This is a genomic window from Sporolactobacillus shoreae (genome assembly GCF_004684935.1).
GTDB classification, from domain to species: Bacteria; Bacillota; Bacilli; order Bacillales; family Sporolactobacillaceae; genus Sporolactobacillus; species Sporolactobacillus shoreae.
On sequence record NZ_SRJD01000029.1, the window covers coordinates 1 to 20850 of the forward strand.

A 20850-nucleotide genomic window follows, 5' to 3' on the forward strand; every position below is an offset into this window, starting at 1 on the left:
CGGGTTTTAGTCTGGCGGTCATAGCGAAGAGGTCACACCCGTTCCCATCCCGAACACGGCCGTTAAGCTCTTCTGTGCCGATGGTAGTTGGGGGCTGTCCCCCTGTGAGAGTAGGTCACTGCCAGGCAAATAGATTAAGAGGCATTCCCCAAAAACGGGAATGCCTCTTTTTTTAGGTTTTTAAGGAGATAGAAATTTTGCATTTTCACTATTACAATTAAATAAGATAAAAATGGACGAGATAGGTTGCACTTTTTTCAAATATGTATAAACTGTGATAATTGAGTGGACAAATTGTTACGACTGCTATTTAAATACTAAAATAACAATTTATGATTCTTAATCATTTTTTCACCAGAAGCAAATCCACCCAAAATCGTAACTATTGGCAGAGATTGAAAAGAGGATGAACAATTTGAAGGTTTCACTATTTACAACATGTCTTGGAGAACTTTTTTATGTTGATATGCTCAAAGATGTCACAGAAGTCCTAGAAAGGCTGGGATGCGATGTTGATGTCCCTGAAGGTCAGGTTTGCTGCGGACAGCCGGCCTATAACAGTGGCTATGCGGAAGATTCAAAAGCTCCTGCCAAACAAATGATCACGGCTTTTGAGCATTCTGATTATATTGTCTGTCCTTCGGGTTCGTGTGCGGCGATGTTCCACGAATATCCCAATTTTTTCTCACTTGACCCTGAATGGCATGACAAAGCTGTAGCGATGGCAAAAAAAACATATGAATTTACTCAGTTTATTGTTCATGTCCTCGGAGTTGAGGATGTTGGCGCGGAGTTTCATGCAAAAGTTACTTTGCACACATCCTGCCATATGACCCGTCTTTTGGGCGAGAGGGATTCACACTACAAGCTGTTGAGTCATGTTAAAGGACTGGAACTTGTCAAACTTCCGAACAATTATGATTGCTGCGGGTTCGGTGGCACCTTTTCAGTGAAAATGGCCCCAATTTCCGAACAGATGGTTGATGAGAAAATCCGCCATATCGAAGAGACGAAAGCAGATGTATTGGTTGGTGCTGATGCGAGTTGTTTGATGAATATTGGAGGCCGCATGAGGAGAATGGGTAAAAGCGTTAAGGTGATGCATATCGCCCAAATTCTTAACAGCCATCAAAGAGAGGGGGAATCCGGCAATGTCAATGAAAGTGGGAAATCAACCGTTCTTTGAGGGTGTGGATCAGGCGATTCATAATTCCTTCATGGTCAATGCTGTTTCTTCTGCTCAGGACGGTCTTCGCGATAAAAAATTGAAGGCGACTGTAGGGGATGAAACGCTGGGTGATTGGGAAAACTGGCGAAACGCCGGAGAAGAAATACGTGCATTTACACTGAACCATTTGGATTATTATCTGAAACAGCTCAGTGATAATTTTTCAGCACGTGGAGGACATGTATTCTTTGCACAGACGGTCGAGGAAGCGCAAGGCTATATAAGAAAAGTTGTAAGAGAGAAAAAGGCCAAAAATATTGTTAAGTCAAAGTCAATGGTCACTGAAGAAATTAGTTTGAATGAAGCCCTTGAAGAAGAAGGATGCAACGTTCTTGAAACGGACCTTGCCGAATTCATCCTGCAAGTTGATAAGGACAAGCCGTCCCATATTGTTGTTCCATCTGTTCATAAAAACAGACAGCAGATCCGGGACTCCTTCAAAAAGTTGGGCTATAAGGGGACGGACGATCCAAAAGAACTTGCCGGTTTCGCAAGGAAAACATTACGCAGCAAGTTTCTTGAAGCTGATGTCGGTATTACAGGATGTAACTTTGCGGTTGCCAATACGGGAAGCATTTGTCTTGTTACAAATGAAGGCAATGCTAACATGGTGACGACTTTCCCTGAAACACAGATCACGGTTATGGGAATGGAAAGGTTAGTCCCGAGCTGGAAGGAATTGGACATTTTAGTCACGCTCCTCTGCCGGAGTTCGGTCGGTCAGCGACTGACAACCTATGTAACAGACATAACTCCTGGAGAACAAGATGACACTGTTGATAGTCCGAAAGATTTTCATCTGGTCATTGTTGATGCCGGTCGATCCAAAGCTTTGGGGACTGAATTTCAGCCTGCGCTTCACTGCATCCGCTGTGCAGCATGCCTGAATGTCTGCCCGGTATACCGTCATATCGGCGGTCATGCCTACGGATCAATTTATCCGGGTCCAATCGGGGCTGTCCTCTCTCCTATTTTAGGCGGCTACAAAGAGTATGGTAAGCTTCCCTATGCATCCAGTCTTTGCGCAGCGTGTACGGAAGCATGTCCCGTAAAAATACCGCTGCACGAACTACTGATCAAGCACCGCAGAAAATACGTGGAGGGTGGTGGAACGCCGCCTGCCAGTGAGAAGATAGCGATGAAAGGGTTTGGAATCGGGGCAAGCTCACCGTTTATCTACAAAGCCGGCATGAAGACAGCGCCGATTTTGCTCAAGCCTCTCGTTCATCACGGTGCCATTGAGAAAGGTCCGGGACCTATGAAACCATGGACACACGGACGTGATCTACCAGCGCCCAGCAAAGAAAATTTCAGAGCGTGGTTTAAGAGGCATAAGGAAACTGAAGTTCAGAAAACGAATAAAGAAACGAGTGACTGATAATGAGCGGTACCATTGAGAATCGCGAAGCATTTCTTGAAAATATAGCGAAGAAGTTAAATCGGGAGAGCGGTGCGCTGGTTGAGACTCCGGATTGGACGAATCAGCCGCAATGGGCAGTATATCAGAACTCCTCGAAGGATCAGCTTGTCGAGATTATGAAAAAAGCCAGTGAATTAATCCACACGACGATTTTTGAAACGACAGCAGATCAACTGGCAGACACACTTGACAACGCAATAACTGAATATGGTGGGGCACCAGTTATTGCCACAAACGATCATCGTTTCTCTGATTTCGGCCTGACTGACGTTCTTCGAAAAAGTGATGCATATATATGGAACGTAAATAACGGACATAAGAATATCGACGTTGCGGCACAGGCCAATATAGGTATTTCAATCGCTGATGTCATGCTTGCGGAATCGGCAACCGCTGGGCTTTTCAATGACAAGGACAAAGCGAGAAGCGTCAGTCTTCTCCCGGTAACATCAATTGTTATTGTTCCAAAGAGCCTGATTGTTCCGCGTCTTACTCAGGCCATGCAGATGGTCGAGAAAAAGGTTGAAGAAGGCAGCGAAATCTCACATTACATTAATTTTATTTCCGGGCCGAGCAACAGTGCTGATATTGAAATGCGGCTTGTTGTCGGAGTACATGGACCAGTTAAAGTTGCCTATATTGTCGTTCATGATCTTTAATGATTTGAATAGATTTAATAGAATAAAACGCAGGATGGATTTCTATCCATCCTGCGTTTTATTCTTATTGCCCGTATTTGGGTCTATTCACGGACCTGTCCGGCACCCGTTACCAGATATTTAATACTGGTTAATGCTTCAAGTCCCATTGGACCTCTGGCATGAAGCTTTTGGGTACTGATGCCGATTTCAGCGCCAAAGCCAAAGGCTTCACCATCAGTAAAACGTGTTGACGCATTGTGATAGAGGGTGGAAGCATCAACATATAGAAAGAATCGTTTTACATTGACTGGTGTCTCTGAAATGATTGATTCTGAATGTTTCGTTCCGTACTCATTAATGTGATGAATGGCTTCATTCACATCTGAGACAATTTTAATGGCAACAATGGTGTCGAGATATTCTGTCTGCCAGTCTTCCTTTGTTGCGACAGGAAGTTCCGGGTAAATGGAAGCGACCGCCGGATCAATACGGCATTCTACACCGGCAGACACTAATGATTGTATCAGGCGGTCTCCATGATTCATAAACCATTCCTCATCAATGATAATTGTTTCGATGGCATTGCATACAGAAGGACGCTGCGTTTTGGCATTCAGTGCGATTTGGATAGCCATCTCCACCTCGGCTGTACGGTCAATAAAAAGATGACAGTTTCCGGCGCCAGTTTCTATAACGGGAATACTTGACTGGCTGATAACCGTTTGAATCAGCCTTTTGCTCCCACGAGGAATAAGTACGTCAATCAGATCTTTTAACTTAAAAAAACGTTTAGCCGTTTCATGGCTGACGTCTTCAAGCAACTGTACACTTTCAACCGGAAGATCAGTTGTCTGGAGGGCGCGGCGAATGGCCGTAACAAGTGCCTGATTCGAATGAATGGCAGAACCGCTCCCTCGAAGAAAAACAGCATTGCCGGTTTTGAGACAAAGGCCTGTTGCATCAACAGTGACGTTCGGCCGCGCCTCGTAAACCATTCCGACGACACCGATTGGAACGCGCACTTTATGAATATGGAGACCATTCGGCCGACTCCAGTTCGCAAGTTCATCGCCGATTGGATCGTGCAGGGCTGTAAGGTGAATAAGTGCGTCAGCCATCGTGTTAACACGCTCTTCATTAAGCATTAGTCTGTCAATCAGAGCGTCTGTTGTACCTCGCTTCTTTGCCATCTCTATATCCAAAACATTAGCGTTCATAATTTCACTAATGCTCTGACGAAGTTCATTTGATATCGCGAGTAATGCAGCTTTTTTTTGATCTGAAGTCGCGACAGCCAGGGCCTGGGATGCTATTTTTGCTTTCTGCCCTTTTTGAAGCAATTCGTTATCTTCAAGAATCTGATTCATTGTTTTCTCTCCTTTTCTGAAGTTGTTGGCTCGATCTGCGCATTCCAGGGGACCCAATTGTCACGGTGAACAACCTCAGGATGGCCGCTGTTTGCCCGAGTCATTGCCATGGTGCTGGGCAGGCTTTTTATTTCATTTAATTGCTGTGAAGTATAGTTAACCTGACCCTTACCAAGAACATGATGATACCCGTCAACAATCTGAATGACCTCTCCGGCAAAAAAGCGTCCGTAGATTTTTTTTACTCCTGCAGGCAGCAGGCTTTTCCCCTCGTCCATTAAAGCGTGAACGGCACCGTCGTCGATTTCTATCTTTCCGGAAATTGGTGAATGCAGAGCAATCCACTGTTTGGAGACTTTAAGTGAAGGCCTGAGGTCGGCTGATCCAATATATGTGCCGTCTCCATTGCCATTGAGAATCTTCACCAATTTATCAGGCCCGCTTCCCTTGCCTATAAATGTCCTCACACCGAGTGACAAAGCGGTCCGCGCTGCGCGTAATTTCGATTTCATGCCACCCGTCCCGACTTTTGAACCTGAAGTACTGCTTGTTTCCTTGAGGAGTTCCACAGGAAGTTCCGTCAGAAAATTATACCGTGCCGCATCTGGGTAGAGTGAGGGATTCTTATCATATAACCCGTTGACATCCGTCAGTATGACCAGAAAATCAGCATGAACCAGACCGCTGACCAGTGCCGAAAGCATGTCGTTGTCACCGAAAGTCAGTTCTTCAAGGGACACAGAGTCATTTTCATTAATGACGGGAATGACAGAGCGCCTGAGTAATTCAGAGAGGGCAGAGTAAGCATGGCTCATCTGTTCGCGGCGTTCGAAGTCCTGACGTGCCAGAAGCAGTTGAGCGATTGTCATCCCATGGTTGCGGAAAGCATCTGCGTAACTGTTAAGCAGCATGACCTGCCCGACGGCAGCAGCGGCCTGTTTGCCAGCAATAGTAACAGGGCGGGAAGGGTAGCCCAGACCGCAGTAGCCGGCTGCAACGGCTCCGGAAGAAACAATGATTACATCGTGTCCTGTTTCTTTCAGCTTTGCAACCGCATCCGTATGGTCTCTCAGTTTAGATTTATCCAGTTTTCCGTGAGCATCTGTCAACGAGCTGCTCCCAATTTTTACAACAATCCGTTTTGTTTCCATTGCTGATTTCCTCTCATTTCGTGAAAAAAGCCTCTTCCTGTCCTGAATAAAAGGACGGGAAGAGACTATGCCCGCGGTACCACCTTTGTTAGTGTGACGTTTCAGACACACTCTCTCGGTACTTCGTAACGTGAAGCGGACGGCCCGGTTCTGAGCCGGAGCAGCTCAAGGGTAGGTTCAGCAGTAAGGATGCGGCGGTTTCTTTCAGCCAACGGACACCGCTCTCTCTCGCGCTTCGCTGCTTAATAATCCCTATCAACGCACTGTATAATTAAATTTATTATATTCGCCTGTGCTGGATGAGTCAAGGAATAGATTCAATCAGTTGGAAAAATTAGTTTGATTTTCAGAATTCAACTCACATGAGAGTGTTTTATTTTTTTGCCATTCCGGGCGGTAATGTTAAAATGAGCAGTGTAAAGATTAATCAGGGAGGTTTTCAAATTGGCATTTACACTGCAGATAGGTGAGAAAGCACCGGCATTTTCACTTCAGGCTACAGATGGCAAAACTTATTCATTGTCTGACTTCTCAGAAGTAAAAACTTTGGTCGTTTTTTTTACCTGCAATCACTGCCCGTTTGTACTTGGCTCTAATCCCATTACTAAAAAAATCGCTGAAAAATACCAGAACAAGGGTGTAAAATTTGTCGCTATAAATTCAAACAGTGAACAGACACATCCAGGGGATTCATTTGAACACATGGTTGAACAGATGAATCAAGAAAATTATCCGTGGATCTATCTTCGCGATCAGTCTCAGGAAACGGCAAAAGCTTATGGTGCACTGAGGACACCTCACTTTTTTGTTTTTGATAAGGAACGCAATCTGTTATATACAGGGCGTGAACTCGACAATCCGAGACAACCTGAGAAAGCAACAGTCAACGACCTTGACATTGCTCTTGCGGAAATAACAGACGGCAAAACAGTCACAACGAATTTAACCAACCCGATCGGCTGCAATGTGAAGTGGGAAGGCCAGGATGCACATTGGATGCCAGCTGAAGCATGTGATCTGGTTTAATCTTTTGTGGTCAATAAAAATTGAAAAAACAGTCCGCTCCATTAATTTAAAAGAGCGGACTGTTTCTCTATCGCTAAATAGTTTGATAATGAAGAACGAGTTAAAAAATTATAGTGTTAATAGCCAATCAGGAGAATAACAAGAAAAAAAGTAGCTGTCATGATATGATGCATGATGTGCACGTGATGAAACAAAAAGAATCCGTTTAAAAAACGGCTTACCAGTGCCAGGCAAAGTGTAATGATGAAATAAGGCTCGGAAATAAGATGCCCGATCATGAGAGCCCCTGTTATTCCGCATAACAGATGGGCCGCCAGATAAAAAGCAAGTACATTTTTCATCTTAATTTTGTGCCAGACTGCCGCACCTGATATAAGATTAATCAATGAATAAAGTAACAAGAGACTACCACTAATCATAAGAATCCCTCCAAATCGTTTAAGCTTCAAAAAGATTAAACAGGACGGGGTTAACCCCTTGTCAAGAGAAAGAGGCTGTGTCATATGAAAATCGGAGAATTTGTTCAACAGTGTCGAACAACGAAGGACGCAGTTCGTTATTATGAAGAACTGGGACTGATTCTGCCGCAAAGAGGTCAATCGTTTAAAGAATATGGGGAGGACGAATTGAGTGATTTTCAGGCGATTAAAGAGATGCAGCAACTGGGCATGTCGTTAAAAATAATTCAATCAATTTTTTCAATCAAGCGAACAAAAAAATGTGGCTCATCAGTTCTGATTAAGACCATACTGGAGCAGTTAAAAAAGGAACGATTAAAATTGTCTACGGAAGAACAAAGCATCAGAAGAAAAAAGAAGGATATTGATCTACTGATCGAAGCACTACAGAATACTCAATTGATTGAAGAGGAGCGAGCAGCGAATGACAGAGAAAATCTATGATTTTGATCAACGAAACGACCGATATGGTTCGGCTTCAGTAAAATGGGATGAAGCGGACCGTATTTTCAAAGGGGAAAATCTGCTTCCGCTTTGGGTTGCCGACATGGATTTCCAGGTACCTGATTCAGTTACTAAAGCCCTTTCGGATAGAATCAAGCATGGTATTTATGGTTATACCTACCAGACAGACAGCTATCTGTCTGCAGTTCAAAAGTGGATGGAAGTCCGGCATGGCTGGACTGTTGAGAAGGAGTGGATCTGTCACAGCCCTGGGGTGGTCACTGCGCTTAACCTGATTGTGGAAGGTTTTACAAAACGAGGGGATAAAATATTAATCCAGCCTCCTGTCTATCCACCTTTCAGGGAGGTAGCACATAATCAGGGACGGGAGCTCGTGACCAATCCCCTGGTTTATTATAACGGCAGATATACAATTGATTTTGATGATCTCGAACGGAAGCTGTCCGATCCATCAGTAAAATTGATGATTCTCTGCTCGCCTCACAATCCTGTCGGCCGTGTTTGGACCAAAGAGGAACTCTTAAAGGTGGCGGAATTGACGCAGAAGAACAATGTTCTTGTGGTCTCCGATGAAATTCATGAAGATTTGACCTATGACGGGCATGATCATATTCCTTTTGCCAGTCTGTCACAAGAAGTTGCCAGCCATACGGTTGTGTGTACAGCCCCGAGCAAAACATTCAACCTGGCGGGTCTGCAAATATCTAACATTATTATTTCTGATCCAAGCTTAAGAAAAATTTATCAAAATCAGCAGCATCGTTTCAGCCTGAGTGAACCAAACACATTGGGTATGACTGCGGCCGAAGCAGCTTATCGCTGCGGTGGGGAATGGCTCAACCAGTGTCTAAATTATATTCATGGGAACGCTGATTATATTGAAAATTACCTCCATGCTGAACTTTCGGATCTGATGCTTATTCCTTTAGAAGGGACATATCTTGGCTGGATTGACTGCAGCAGGCTCGGACTTGATAAAGTGAGCCTTCAAATGCTGATGATTCAAAAGGCACATGTTGCTTTTAATCAGGGTTATACATTCGGAAGTGAAGGAGAGGGGTTCATCCGCATGAATCTTGCCTGTCCCCGGACAATGATTGAGGAAGCGATGTTCAGGCTGAAGACAGCTATAACGAAATAAAAACAACGAATACTGTAATTGAGCAGAAAAGCATTCGAAAAATGGGAACTTTTTCACACAATTTTCGTAAATAATAATCATGAAGCTCAATAATAATAGAAAAGAGTCTACATCGGAGGATTAAATATGATAAAAAAATTGATGGCGGCATTTCTTGCGCTGGCATTGATCTTTTCGCCTGCAGGAGATTACGTTTTTCACCAAGATCATCAGGTGAGCGCAAAGGGGTACCGATCTGGAATTAAATCGTTCAGCCCCAATAAGGGCAGTGGTTTTAACTCTCCAATTGGATCACGTCAGCAGAAATCATACCAGGGTTTTGGAAACTCTATGCGAGGGTTTACAAGCGGCGGCTTTATGAAAGGGATGATTTTCGGAGGGTTATCCGGTTTGTTGTTCGGAAGTCTGCTTTCCCACTTCGGAGGATTTGGAATGATGGCAGGATTTCTGATTAATATTCTTGCCATTATCGCAATCATTGCATTGATCCGTTATCTCTTTGTCAGCATAGCAGACCGTTCCAGACGCAGAAAGGCTGAGGAATCCGATCAATGGAAGAGGTAATCATCTCGGAACAGGAAATCGTTAACGCAATTTGTCTGTTTATTTCTGATAAGAAACAGATCTCCACGGATCATGTGAAAACCGAATTAATATTTGACGATGATTATGGATTTTCCGCCGAGGTTTATGTGGACGAAAGGAAACAAGTACTCATTGAGTCAAATATTATTGAGGCCATTCGTTTCTGGATTGAAAGGGAGATGCAGAAAGATCCATACTCTGCTTCGCTACAACTGCAGCTCGATCCTCAGGAAGGTATCGTCGCTCTTTACCAGTCATGAACCCTATTTATAAGGCAGAAAGTGATCAAATTGAGATCTTTCTGCCTTTTTTTCTATTATTTTTGTGTCTTAGGGAAAGTAATAAGAAATGAGGTGCCCTTACCTTTCGCACTCTTTACAGTAACCATACCTCGATGATTGCCAATAATTGTATAACTAACCATTAATCCAAGACCTGTTCCGTTTTCCTTGGTTGTGATAAAAGATTTTCCGAGTTTTTTTAGCAGGGATTCCGGAATTTCCTTCCCCGTATTGTGTATCATCACGCGTTCCTGTGAATGACATGATGAAAGTACAATCGTTACTTTACCTCCATCTTCGGATGCTTCGATCGCGTTTTTAATCAGGTTGATAAAAACCTGTCTGAGTTGAGTGCCGTCTCCGAAGATCAGATGTTCCGAATTTCCTGACTGTAAATCAAGGGTTATTTGATTCTTAAGTGCCAGAGTTTCAAACAGAAACATCGCTTCTCTGGCAATAACCGTCAGATCTTGCAGCTCAAAACTTTGGGGCTTTGGTTTGGAAAAATGGAGGAGCTCTCCGGCTATTTTTTCAATCTGGTTGACTTCACCAAGGATAATGTCAATATAATTCCTGTTTATTACAGGCTCCTTCTGCATTAGCTGCAAAAAGCCTTTTATTGAGGTCAGCGGGTTTTTTATTTCATGAAGAATTCCTGCGGATAATTTTCCAATGACGGAGAGCTTTTCTGACTGCATCAACTTTTCTTCAATCGCTTTTTGCCCGCTGAGATCCCATAGGGTCAGTTGTACCAGCGTCTGATCTGAGGGATCTATGGAATTTATCAGAACTTCTACAGGTGTCATTAAACCTTCCCACGAGGTTATCGATAGTTTCATTTGATTATTGCTTAATTTGTCATAAATGACTTGGTGAATCCGATCATGTAATTGTGACAACGGATTCATATCGATAAATTGAGAAAGAGGGGTGCCAGCAACTGGAGACTGTCTGCCACCTGAAAACAGTTTTACTGCCGGATTATTTGCAGAAATAATCCGGTCACCCTGTAAGATAATGACAGCCTCACTCACATTATTTACAACTTTCTCATAGTCAATCTTCAAATCCTTGACAGAATCAACGTCGCTGTTCATTTTGAATCCTCCTAATAAGAAATCATAAGTTTCTTCACAATATTTGTAAACATTTATGATTTAAATGCCGAAAATATTCTTTTTTTTTGTTAACTTGTCGACATTCTAGATGTTATTCCGAACGCAGACGAAAAGCTGTATCAAAAACAGGGATTGTCAAATAGCGATAGATGGCCTAAAATTAAATGAAAACAATTATCAATACCAGCAGTTTTGTCAGGAGGATTCACGATGCAGTTATCTGAGCTAAAGCCAGGTACCTATGCCAAAATCTCGGACCTGTCACAAATAGATCGAGTCATTCGGAGAAGGCTTATGGATCTGGGGATCACTGTGGGAGAAAAAATATGCTATAAATCCTCAATGCCCTTCGGAGGTCCGTGCATGTTTGAGTCCTGCGGAGAATGTATTGGAATCCGGCGATCTGAAGCGGACTGCATTCTTGTGGAGTGTGAGTGACTTTGGAATTTGCCCTTTTTGGTAATCCAAATACAGGAAAAACCTCATTATTTAATTTACTGACTGGTTCTTATGCTTTTGTCGGAAACTGGACCGGGGTTACTGTTGAGAAAAAGATTGGAAGGTTAAAAGACAATCTCGGAACACTGGTTGATTTGCCCGGGCTCTATGCGATGTCTCCTCTTTCCAAGGATGAATCGGTAGCGACTACTTTCTTGCTTGAAAATGATTTCTCAGCCATGATTAATATTATTGATGCCTCTCAGCTGGCGAGAAATCTGCAGCTGACCATTGAATTACTTGAATTTGGAAAGCCTGCTGTCATCGCACTTAATATGCTCGATGTGGCGAAACATCGCGGAATTTCAATAGATGATCAAAAACTCTCAGAGCTATTAAATGTGCCGGTCCTTCCTGTCGTTGCAAGGAGCGGCCGCGGTTGCCACGCTGTAATGGAGACAATGGCGCACCTGAAGGACGTGAAAAAATCCTACTTTTCATTGGACTATGGATTCGATATTGAAAAAGCGATAGGTTCATTGGAATCGATAATGCCTGATGTGAAGATGAATAAACGATGGCTGGCCATACAGTATCTTGAGGGTAACCAGGTAGTTGTGGATTTTGTCCGGCTGTCTGCTGATTCACTGGAAGCGGCCCGGATAGCAGAAAGACTAAATAGAACTTTCGCCGGAAGAAGCCGAAGTATCACAGCTGCAGAATGGATTCATCATGTTAGGAAGAGGTATATCAACCGCATCCTTGCCAAGGTCGTTAATAAGAAAGAAGAGGCCAGCTCTTCTATTTCCACAAAAATTGATGCGTTTGTGACAAACCGGTTCCTTGGAATTCCATTGTTTTTTGGCGTCATGTACCTGATTTTTCACGCTACATTCAATTGGATTGGAAACCCGTTCTCCAATATACTGGATGCTTTTTTCTCAGGTCCACTGACGGACTGGACGCGGACGGTTCTCGAATGGATGGGTGTTGTTCCATTTATCCGGGATGTCATTCTGAACGGGATCATCGCAGGTGTAGGCGGAGTGATCGTCTTCGTCCCTCAGATATTTGTTCTCTTCTTTTTTATCTCCTGGATTGAAGATTCAGGTTATATGGCACGTGTGGCTCTGGTCATGGATCGGCTGATGCAAGCAGTTGGTCTGAATGGCAAAGCATTTATTCCACTTGTGATCGGTTTCGGATGTAACATACCCGGAGTAATGGCTGCTCGCACGATTGAACAGCCGAAGGAAAGGCTGCTAACCGTACTGATATCACCGTTAATGTCTTGCTCGGCCCGTTTGACGGTATACAGTCTGTTTGCAGGAGTTTTCTTTGCGAAATATCAGGCGCTTGTCGTTTTATCACTTTATTTTCTAAGCATTGTGATGGCAATGATCATGGCCAAGATATTTTCAATGTTTATGAAAAAAGAAAAATCGGTTTTTGTCATTGAAATGCCTCCTTACCGGATTCCAAATCTGCAGACAATATTGCAGAGTACTTGGGATAAAGCCAAAGGATTTGTAAAAAAGGCCACGACCTTTATTCTGGGCGGGACAATTTTTGTCTGGTTACTTTCTTATACGGGACCCGGCGGCGTTAATGTCGATATCCAGCAGAGTTTTCTTGCCCTTGCCTGCTCCTCAATCGCTCCGATTGTTGCACCACTGGGATTTGGAACATGGCAAGCTGCTTCGGCGCTCGTTACTGGGTTTCTGGCGAAGGAATCGGTTGTGTCCACTCTGGGAATTATTTACCACGCTTCAGGGGACGGATCACTGAACGAATCCATTAGACAGGCGTTTACTCCCCTTCAGGCATACAGTTTTATGGTATTTACGTTATTGTATATCCCCTGCATGTCAACCGTTCCAGCGATAAAACACGAAGTAGGGACAGCAAAGCTGACTTTGTTTACCATCGGATACTGCGTGATATTGGCTTATCTGATCTCATTTATCTTTTATCGCACCGGTCTGTTGCTCGGATTCTGAACCATTTCAATCAAAAGGAAGGATCATATTATGGGGATTATCGTCAGTACCGTTCTTGGATTGTTAATATTCGGATATGCGGCATGGATGATGGTAAAATTCTTTCAGACGAGCCGGAAGGGAAAATGCGCGGCTTGCGCGATCAAGGAATCCTGCGGCCAAAGCGATTGCAGGTGTACTGATCAAAGCAAGGATGCATCAATCTAACCGCTTATAATGAAGTAGTAAAACGATAAGGAGACTGCCTGTAATGGGGCAGTCATTTTTATTTGAACTTATTTTCATTTATACTTTAAATGTAAACTGATTTTATAATTTAGTTAACTAATAAAAGAAAGAAGAGGTGCGGTTTGTCAGGAACTTTTTCTCTAAGCGCGATCGAGTTAATTAATGCCTATAGGAAAGGCAGTTTGACCCCTGTTGAGGTGATTCGGGATGCCCTGAATCGGATTGACAGACTGAATCCGCTGATTAATGCGTTTGTTACGCTAAACCGCGAGGAGGCGCTTCATTCGGCTGAGACATCCGGAAGAAGATACAAAGAAAAGACTGCGCTGCCTCTGGACGGCGTACCAGTGGCCATCAAGGATCTCACGAATACGAAAGGACTGCGGACTACGTACGGCAGTCTAGTTTATGAAAACCATATTCCCGGGTACGACGCAACTGTCGTCGCACGGTTAAAATCGGCGGGAGCGGTACTCCTGGGAAAAACCAATACGCCGGAGTTCGGACACAAGGGAACAACCAATAATCGATTGTTCGGCGCGTCCAGAAATCCATGGCAAACCGATAATGGAACTGGGGGATCCAGTGGAGGATCAGCCGCCGCGGTAGCTGCCGGATTTTGCCCCCTTGCTGAGGGAAGCGACGGAGGGGGATCGATACGTATTCCATCAAGCCTGTGCGGCGTATTTGGGTTTAAGCCGAGTTTCGGAAGAATTCCGGCGGATAACCATCCAGAAGATCTTTTTGCGAACACTCTCCCATTCATTAGTTACGGTCCGATAACCCGAACGGTATCGGATGCGGCATTGATGTTTGATGTAATGCAGGGGCCTTCAGTACTCGATCCGTATTCGCTAGACAGGTTGGATCCACCAATAAGCGAAACACTTGGGAGAAGGAAGAAGCAGTTTCGCATCGGGTATACAGTGGATTTTGGGATGTATGAAGTAGATTCTGAAATTCAGTCTGTTTTCTATCATGCACTTGAGAGTTTCAGCGAATCCGGAGCAATTGTTGAACCGGCTGAAATACGCATGAATAAGGATCTGGAAGGATATGTTCACTATTTTAATCGTCTGTGGATGATCGGCCTCGCAGTCAGTACGAAAAATTTAATGGCCGAACACCGGGATGAATTATCTGAAACGTTAATTTCAATGATTCGGAGAGGTGAAAATGCCACGGCCGAGGAGCTCCTCAATATGAACAATTATCGGACTTATCTGTGGAAAATGTTTCAAGGACAATTTCCAAAATTTGATGTTCTTGTCTCCCCGACACTTGCGGCCGCAGTCTATCCTTTTAATTCTGAGGGACCTGAACGGATCAATGGTAAGCAGATTAATCCCGAATCAGACTGGATGATGACAAGTCCGGTCAACCTGACAGGACAGCCGGCGTGTTCCTTGCCCATCGGTTTCACGACCGGTGGAATTCCGGTGGGCATGCAATGTATCGGTCGTCGTCTGAATGACAGAGGCCTGTTCCAGTTTGCCAGGTGGGCGGAGACATTGCTGAAAATACCGACCCTGGCGTCAATGTAACCGTTAGGATGATCAATGATAGCCTTTACATTTTTTAAGAAAGGGTTTACAATAATCACGTTGAACATGATTAACAAGCCCAATTTTTTATTCTTTGCACTTAGCATAACTACCCAGCTTATTTTGACATTGTATCTCATCTGTTCCGGGGTGAACTGACAGCCCATGTCAGACGAACTTTTTCCCGATTCAATTGCTAAGGAAACCGCACAGATGTGAAACTTGTCTGATGCCTCCGGATCGTTCCGGAGGTTTTTTTTGCTCCATCAGCCGTTAATAAAAAACACTCCCGCTGAAGCAGGAGTGTTTCCGCAAAGCACTAACTATTATTTTGTTTCAGCGGAAGGAAGAACCTCTTTGTCCAGAGGTCCGTTTTCACCAAGATAATAGCGATTCAGAGGCCTGAGGTTTTCGTCAAGCTCATAAACCAGCGGAGTGCCTGTAGGGATGTTCAGACCAACAATCGTATCAGCTGAAACGTTATCGAGATGCTTCACCAGCGCGCGAAGTGAATTACCATGAGCTGCGATAATCACTTTTTTGCCCGCCTTGATCTGAGGAACGATTTCTTTGTTCCAGTAAACGAGCACACGGTCAACTGTATCCAGAAGATCTTCTGTCAGAGGCTGTTCAGCTTCAGTAAGGCCTGCATACCGTGGATCATTCAGCTGGGCAATATAACGTTCATCATCCTGCGTCAGTGCAGGTGGCTGGACATCCGCGGAACGTCTCCAAATATGTACCTGCTCGGCACCGTATTTCTCTGCAGTCGCGGCCTTATTCAAGCCCTGAAGAGCACCGTAATGACGTTCATTCAGACGCCAGGTGTGTTCTACAGGAATCCAGGTCAGATTAAGTGCGTGCAGGACATTCCACAGTGTATGATTTGCTCTGGTCAGTACAGAGGTATAGGCGAGATCAAATGCGAAGCCGTTCTTTTTTAAAATTTCGCCGGCTTCAGTTGCTTCCTGTTCACCTTTTTCAGTTAAATCAACATCTGTCCATCCTGTAAACCTGTTTTCCAAGTTCCAGGCGCTTTGTCCGTGACGAATCAATACAAGTTTGACCATCGGGTGTGTCCACTCCTCTCAAATTTGAAAAAATCGATAACCTCTTGTGTTTCGACATCCTCAATGGTATTTTGTCCATCTTTGAAATGTTTTGAAACACTTTTTTTGAGTATCGCAAAAAGAAGCTGTGTTACTCGAAACCACTCGCGTCAAGCGGCATAGAATGACGAAACAGTGATTTTCACATCAATTAATTATAGCATGCTTTTTGCTGTTTGACATTTTCATCTGTTAAAACTATGTAAAAGTCTTGTTCCGCGAAGATAGCCATATTATAATAATCATACTCAAAAGAGAGAGAAGATTTTCTGTAAATGAATGGTTTCTATAAAATAAATAAGACAAATGAAAAAAATATTAATTTTATCCATGAAGTGGCTGAAGTTTGTGTTCTCGCCGGTAAAATTCTTTTGGAAAACGGAGCGGAAACGTTTCGTGTTGAAGATACAATGAACCGGCTGGCGCAAAGCTTTTCGGTTCATGAGGCGCAGAGCTTTGTGACACCGACAGGGATTGTTTTTGCGATTGAAGGTCGTGATGTAACGCAGCTTGTAAGAATTACACGCCGGGGTACTAATCTTCGCAAAGTGAGCGAAGTGAACAGCCTTTCGAGACAGGTTGCCGAGGGCGGGGCACAGATCGAAGAAATTCATCGGAGGCTGAAGCATATTGACCGGATAGTGAATACCTATCCCGAATGGCTGCAGATTTTGGCTGCTGCTGCTGCAAGCAGCTGCTTTCTTATTATGTTTTTGGGCAGGTGGGGGGACATACTTCCGGCTTTTATCGCCGGAGGTGCGGGGCAGGCCGGAACCATCTATTTTCACCGGCTGACAAAGGTGAAATTTTTTTCTGAGTTCATGTCTTCCATTCTAGTCGGATTGATAGCCGTTCTGAGTGTTAGAATAGGCATGGGGCTTGAATTAAATAAAATTATTATAGGTGCTGTTATGCCTCTGGTTCCCGGGGTGCCGATCACCAACGCTGTGCGTGATGTGATGGCCGGCGACTTGGTCTCAGGTCTGTCCAAGTCTGCGGAAGCCGGACTCACCGCTTTTGCTATCGGTATTGGTATCGCCTTTGCTTTAGCACTCTATTGAAGGTGAATGAATTGGGAATCATTATAACATTTCTGATACAGTCCATGACAAGTTTTATTGCGACCTGTGCTTTTGGAATCATATATAATATTCCGCGTAAGCCGTTGATTCATGGCGGATTGATTGGTGCCATCGCTTGGTTGATTTATTTTTTTCTGTATCAATGGAACGGCAATGACTTTGTTGCCACATTTGCCGCTTCATTTGTGATTGCTCTAACGAGCCAGATTTTTGCCAGACTTTATAAAAATCCAGTGATCGTCTATAGTGTCGCGGGAATTATTCCGCTGGTGCCGGGAGGATTGACTTATACTGTCATGAGCCGAGTGGTCGGAGATCATTATGACATGGCTATTCATCTGGCCGAGAAAGCGTTTGTTCTGTCAGGCGCGATCGCTATGGGACTTATTTTTGCGGAAGTTCTCTACCAGATTTTTAAGAAAAACTTTTTTGACAAAGTCAAAAAACTGAATACGGGCGTCACTTTTTCCAGAAAATAGTTTTTTTCTGTTCCTGGATACTGTAAAGTTTGACTGCCTTCTGATAGTATATATGTAAGGTTTTCTCCCGGCTGTTACAATAAAGCCGGTACATTTCGGGAGATGATAGAAGTGAAAATTGTTTGCTTCGGTGATAGCGTAACACGAGGAATTACTTTTGTGAGCGGAAGATTCAAGATTATCAGAGATAACTATCCGACACTTCTTCAGCGGTTTCTTGGCAATCAGGATGAAGTGGTCAATAAGGGCGTTTTCAATGACAATTCAGATTTGCTTGTCAAGCGTCTGGACAAAGATGTCTTACAGCTCCATCCAGATCTCGTTCTGATTAATGTCGGCGGGAATGACTGCAATTTTCGATGGGATCAGGTCGCCAAGCTTCCTGAAGAAGAACACGTCCCCATTGTGCCGCTGAACCGCTATCTGTCAAATATCAGGCAGATGACGCAGAGAATTTCTGCTTCCGGCGCAGTGCCCGTGGTGCTCAGCCTGCTGCCTCTTGATCCGGCGCGTTATTATCACTCGCTGATGGATCATTACAGCCATTCAATAGGGCACTGGATTAGCTGTTGCGGTGGAATAGAACACTGGCACGGAATGTATAACCGCTCACTTAGAGAGATGGTTCAAAAACTTGGATTGCCTACGGTGGATATCCGCTCTGCTTTTAAAAATAAAGGGAACTTTTCAGAGTTGATCAATGAAGATGGTTTGCATCCGACTGCTAAGGGATATGTGGCACTCGCAGAGATCGTATTTGCTTCAATTCCTGATCTGAGAACTGAAGTCAGCAGGGCTCGAGCCTTAACCTGATTTTATCCTGTGAGAGAAGTATTTCTACGTAAAAGAGAGGCCTGATGGCCTCTCTTTTAATATGACAATTTTTTACTATTCATTTCTGAGTGTCATTTCCTAAAGCCGCTTTTAGAGCATCGGCCAGGCTACTCCCGAAATCCTCATTACTGCTATTCATCTTATTCATTAAATGCCGTGTTTCACGCTTATCCGCCTTCTTCTCCATTTTTTCCGCCTTTTCGACGATTCCGCAGTTCCGGCATTGAAAGTAAACGCCCGCTTTACCTTTATGAAGTTCCATTTTTTTATGGCAGTGAGGACACCGGTGGTTAGAAATTTTCGGATCCTTGCGCTTCCGGAATCCACACGATCGATTAGTACACACGAGAACACGTCCACCGTCACGGTCACGTGATTCTTTCATGAGAGATCCGCACTCCGGACATTTAGTGGCTGTCAGATTCTGAATTTTGTAATCCTGATCGCTGTCCTTGACTTCGGCTACCAGTTGCTGAGTTTGTTCACGTATATTTTCTATGAATTTGGATGGATTTCCTGTTCCCTTTGCAATATTCTCCAGTTCCAGCTCCCACCTTGATGTTAACTCAGGGGATTTGAGTTCCGGGTTTACCAGATCAATCAGCTGTTTTCCCTTCGAAGTGGTGCTAAGCCTTCCTCCTGCGTTGCGTTCTATGGCCTCTGACTGAATCAATTTCTCAATGATATCCGCTCTAGTAGCAGGTGTGCCCAGTCCGAATTTTTCCATTTGCGTCAATAAGTCAGCCTCCGAAAGTCGCGCCGGGGGCTCGGTCATCTGCTGCAAAATGTCGGTTTTACTAATTGAAAGCGCCTGACCTTTATTGAGGGACGCCTTTGGGCGGGAATTCTGCTCCTTATCCTGGCGGGTAATTAGGTGAAATCCAGGATTAATGATAACCGAATCACGAATAATAAACGTTTCTCCATCCGCATCCAATATCGCCTTCCTGGTCTCATATTGATACTCAGGATAAAAAAGAGCCAGGAAACGGGTAATGATCATGTCGTATAGATTCCGTTCGTCTATAGAGAGATCATTGATGAAAACCGGTTCTTCAGTTGGAATTAAAGCGTGATGATCGCCGACCTTTGAATCGTTGTATACAAAATCTGCAAGAGCTTTTCCTTTTTGTCTGTGCAATATTTGCCTTGTCTCTTCTCCATACACGGAAGAAATAGCTTTAAGCCGTTCAGGCATTGTTGCGGCGATGTCACGGGTCAGATACCGTGAATCGGTACGTGGATAGGTCACAATCTTATAGTGTTCGTACAGATTCTGCAGCACGTTCAGCGTTTTTTTGGCGGAGAACCCGAGATGCCTGTTTGCGTCCCGCTGCAGTTCAGTTAAATCATAGGGGAGAGGCTGGCGTTCAGTTTTTCTTTTTGTTTCTGTTTTCTGAACGGTGGCACACTGACTTTTAATTCTGCGCGCGATTGCTTCCGCTTCCTTTTGATCAAAGAGCCTGGTCTGATTTCCGCGCTGCCAGTTTGCTGTATATTCTCCAACCTGAACCTGAATGGTCCAGTAAGGTTCAGGCCGGAACGCATGAATCCGTTTTTCCCTCTCAAGAATCATGGAGAGGGTAGGTGTCTGAACACGTCCCGCGGATAGTGAATCATTGTATTTTGTTGTCAGTGCGCGCGAGATATTCAGACCGATTAGCCAGTCTGCTTCAGAACGGCATACTGCTGAGCGATAAAGCTTATCAAAGTCACTGGCCGGTTTAAGATTTTTGAAGCCTTCGGTGATGGCCCGATCAGTCTGTGAGGAGATCCATAACCTTTTTACAGGTTTTCGCCAGTTTATTTTCTCAATAATCCAGCGCGCAACAAGCTCACCTTCACGTCCCGCATCGGTTGCTATGATCAGTTCACTGAAATCCTTCCGTGTGGCAAGCTGACGGATGGAGCGGAACTGCCCGCTTGTCTGTTTAATCGGTTTGATTTCCATCTTTTCAGGGATGATCGGGAGATCTTCCATCCGCCAGGTTTTATAGCGACCGTCATAGTCCTCCGGCATTTTCAGCTCAATTAAATGACCCAGTGCCCAGGTGACGACATAATGATTACCCTCAATATAACTTTTACTGACGTTACGGCAGCCGAGAACACGGGCGATTTCCCGGGCGACACTTGGCTTTTCTGCCAGAACGAGTGATTTTGCCATACAAAAACATCCTTTCCGTTCCATCATTCACTGTTAACTGTGAAGCAAAGCTCTAATATCATTATATCGAAGCAGCGAAAAAGTTTCA

At 44.2% G+C, this 20850-nt stretch carries 21 protein-coding genes and 1 rRNA gene; 16 read left to right on the forward strand and 6 right to left on the reverse strand.

What is annotated here, in order from left to right; all coding sequences use genetic code 11:
* Window positions 1-10: 10 nt before the first annotated feature.
* The 4 genes from rrf (at window position 11) to E4665_RS16315 (ending at window position 3307) form a co-directional block, all read left to right on the forward strand.
* Window positions 11-127, forward strand: a 5S ribosomal RNA gene (rrf, locus tag E4665_RS16300).
* Window positions 128-415: 288 nt separating this feature from the next.
* Window positions 416-1186, forward strand: a complete 771-nt coding sequence (locus E4665_RS16305; RefSeq protein ID WP_174845499.1) for a (Fe-S)-binding protein — start codon at window positions 416-418, stop codon at window positions 1184-1186.
* Entirely contained in the window at window positions 1152-2606 is a 1455-nt protein-coding gene (locus tag E4665_RS16310) for a LutB/LldF family L-lactate oxidation iron-sulfur protein (RefSeq protein ID WP_135349868.1), read from the forward strand. The genes E4665_RS16305 and E4665_RS16310 overlap by 35 nt, the downstream gene beginning before the upstream one ends.
* Before the next feature lie 2 nt (window positions 2607-2608).
* A complete protein-coding gene (locus E4665_RS16315; protein ID WP_135349869.1) occupies window positions 2609-3307 on the forward strand; it encodes a LutC/YkgG family protein in 699 nt (232 codons plus the stop codon).
* Window positions 3308-3390: 83 nt separating this feature from the next.
* Here the strand turns inward: E4665_RS16315 and E4665_RS16320 are convergent, their stop codons facing one another.
* Window positions 3391-4656 (reverse strand): glutamate-5-semialdehyde dehydrogenase, encoded by a 1266-nt coding sequence (locus E4665_RS16320; protein ID WP_135349870.1) that lies wholly within the window; start codon window positions 4654-4656, stop codon window positions 3391-3393.
* Window positions 4653-5807 (reverse strand): glutamate 5-kinase, encoded by a 1155-nt coding sequence (gene proB, locus E4665_RS16325; RefSeq protein WP_135349871.1) that lies wholly within the window; start codon window positions 5805-5807, stop codon window positions 4653-4655. Before proB ends, E4665_RS16320 begins: the two co-directional genes overlap by 4 nt.
* A gap of 444 nt (window positions 5808-6251) precedes the next feature.
* Here proB and E4665_RS16330 point away from each other — a divergent pair, with 444 nt between their 5' ends.
* On the forward strand, window positions 6252-6833 hold the full coding sequence (locus E4665_RS16330) for a thioredoxin family protein (RefSeq protein WP_135349872.1): 582 nt from the start codon (window positions 6252-6254) through the stop codon (window positions 6831-6833).
* 116 nt (window positions 6834-6949) lie between these two features.
* Here E4665_RS16330 and E4665_RS16335 read toward each other — a convergent pair whose 3' ends face one another.
* Window positions 6950-7252, reverse strand: coding sequence for a hypothetical protein (locus E4665_RS16335; protein ID WP_135349873.1), 303 nt, complete (start codon window positions 7250-7252; stop codon window positions 6950-6952).
* A gap of 84 nt (window positions 7253-7336) precedes the next feature.
* Here E4665_RS16335 and E4665_RS16340 point away from each other — a divergent pair, with 84 nt between their 5' ends.
* The 4 genes from E4665_RS16340 to E4665_RS16355 all read left to right on the forward strand — a co-directional run bounded on the left by E4665_RS16340 (window position 7337) and on the right by E4665_RS16355 (window position 9742).
* Window positions 7337-7735 carry a MerR family transcriptional regulator gene (locus E4665_RS16340; protein ID WP_135349874.1) on the forward strand — a complete coding sequence of 133 codons (399 nt, stop codon included), beginning with the start codon at window positions 7337-7339 and terminating at the stop codon, window positions 7733-7735.
* Window positions 7716-8897: a MalY/PatB family protein gene (locus tag E4665_RS16345; protein WP_135349875.1), complete on the forward strand. Its 1182-nt coding sequence runs from the start codon at window positions 7716-7718 to the stop codon at window positions 8895-8897. The genes E4665_RS16340 and E4665_RS16345 overlap by 20 nt, the downstream gene beginning before the upstream one ends.
* Before the next feature lie 126 nt (window positions 8898-9023).
* Window positions 9024-9461 (forward strand): hypothetical protein, encoded by a 438-nt coding sequence (locus E4665_RS16350; RefSeq protein ID WP_135349876.1) that lies wholly within the window; start codon window positions 9024-9026, stop codon window positions 9459-9461.
* Complete coding sequence (locus E4665_RS16355) at window positions 9449-9742, forward strand: DUF2653 family protein (RefSeq protein WP_135349877.1); 294 nt, start codon at window positions 9449-9451, stop codon at window positions 9740-9742. Before E4665_RS16350 ends, E4665_RS16355 begins: the two co-directional genes overlap by 13 nt.
* Before the next feature lie 56 nt (window positions 9743-9798).
* Here the strand turns inward: E4665_RS16355 and E4665_RS16360 are convergent, their stop codons facing one another.
* On the reverse strand, window positions 9799-10860 hold the full coding sequence (locus E4665_RS16360) for a two-component system sensor histidine kinase NtrB (protein ID WP_135349878.1): 1062 nt from the start codon (window positions 10858-10860) through the stop codon (window positions 9799-9801).
* 231 nt (window positions 10861-11091) lie between these two features.
* Between E4665_RS16360 and E4665_RS16365 the strand changes: the two genes are divergently transcribed.
* From E4665_RS16365 to E4665_RS16380, 4 genes are all read left to right on the forward strand, one after another.
* Window positions 11092-11319, forward strand: coding sequence for a FeoA family protein (locus tag E4665_RS16365; RefSeq protein ID WP_135349879.1), 228 nt, complete (start codon window positions 11092-11094; stop codon window positions 11317-11319).
* A gap of 2 nt (window positions 11320-11321) precedes the next feature.
* On the forward strand, window positions 11322-13319 hold the full coding sequence (feoB, locus tag E4665_RS16370) for a ferrous iron transport protein B (RefSeq protein WP_135349898.1): 1998 nt from the start codon (window positions 11322-11324) through the stop codon (window positions 13317-13319).
* 30 nt (window positions 13320-13349) lie between these two features.
* The gene (locus E4665_RS16375) at window positions 13350-13526 is read left to right on the forward strand and encodes a FeoB-associated Cys-rich membrane protein (RefSeq protein WP_135349880.1); all 177 of its coding nucleotides are present in this window, start codon (window positions 13350-13352) and stop codon (window positions 13524-13526) included.
* A 143-nt stretch (window positions 13527-13669) separates the two neighbouring features.
* The gene (locus E4665_RS16380; RefSeq protein ID WP_135349881.1) at window positions 13670-15091 is read left to right on the forward strand and encodes an amidase; all 1422 of its coding nucleotides are present in this window, start codon (window positions 13670-13672) and stop codon (window positions 15089-15091) included.
* Between the two features lie 326 nt (window positions 15092-15417).
* Here the strand turns inward: E4665_RS16380 and gpmA are convergent, their stop codons facing one another.
* Window positions 15418-16161: a 2,3-diphosphoglycerate-dependent phosphoglycerate mutase gene (gene gpmA / locus E4665_RS16385; protein ID WP_135349882.1), complete on the reverse strand. Its 744-nt coding sequence runs from the start codon at window positions 16159-16161 to the stop codon at window positions 15418-15420.
* A gap of 314 nt (window positions 16162-16475) precedes the next feature.
* Here gpmA and E4665_RS16390 point away from each other — a divergent pair, with 314 nt between their 5' ends.
* The 3 genes from E4665_RS16390 (at window position 16476) to E4665_RS16400 (ending at window position 18574) form a co-directional block, all read left to right on the forward strand.
* Window positions 16476-17261 (forward strand): threonine/serine exporter family protein, encoded by a 786-nt coding sequence (locus E4665_RS16390; protein ID WP_135349883.1) that lies wholly within the window; start codon window positions 16476-16478, stop codon window positions 17259-17261.
* Between the two features lie 11 nt (window positions 17262-17272).
* A complete protein-coding gene (locus E4665_RS16395; RefSeq protein ID WP_338326017.1) occupies window positions 17273-17761 on the forward strand; it encodes a threonine/serine exporter family protein in 489 nt (162 codons plus the stop codon).
* 102 nt (window positions 17762-17863) lie between these two features.
* Window positions 17864-18574, forward strand: a complete 711-nt coding sequence (locus E4665_RS16400; protein ID WP_241654927.1) for an SGNH/GDSL hydrolase family protein — start codon at window positions 17864-17866, stop codon at window positions 18572-18574.
* A gap of 79 nt (window positions 18575-18653) precedes the next feature.
* Here the strand turns inward: E4665_RS16400 and E4665_RS16405 are convergent, their stop codons facing one another.
* Window positions 18654-20762 (reverse strand): DNA topoisomerase III, encoded by a 2109-nt coding sequence (locus E4665_RS16405; protein ID WP_135349885.1) that lies wholly within the window; start codon window positions 20760-20762, stop codon window positions 18654-18656.
* Window positions 20763-20850: the final 88 nt, after the last annotated feature.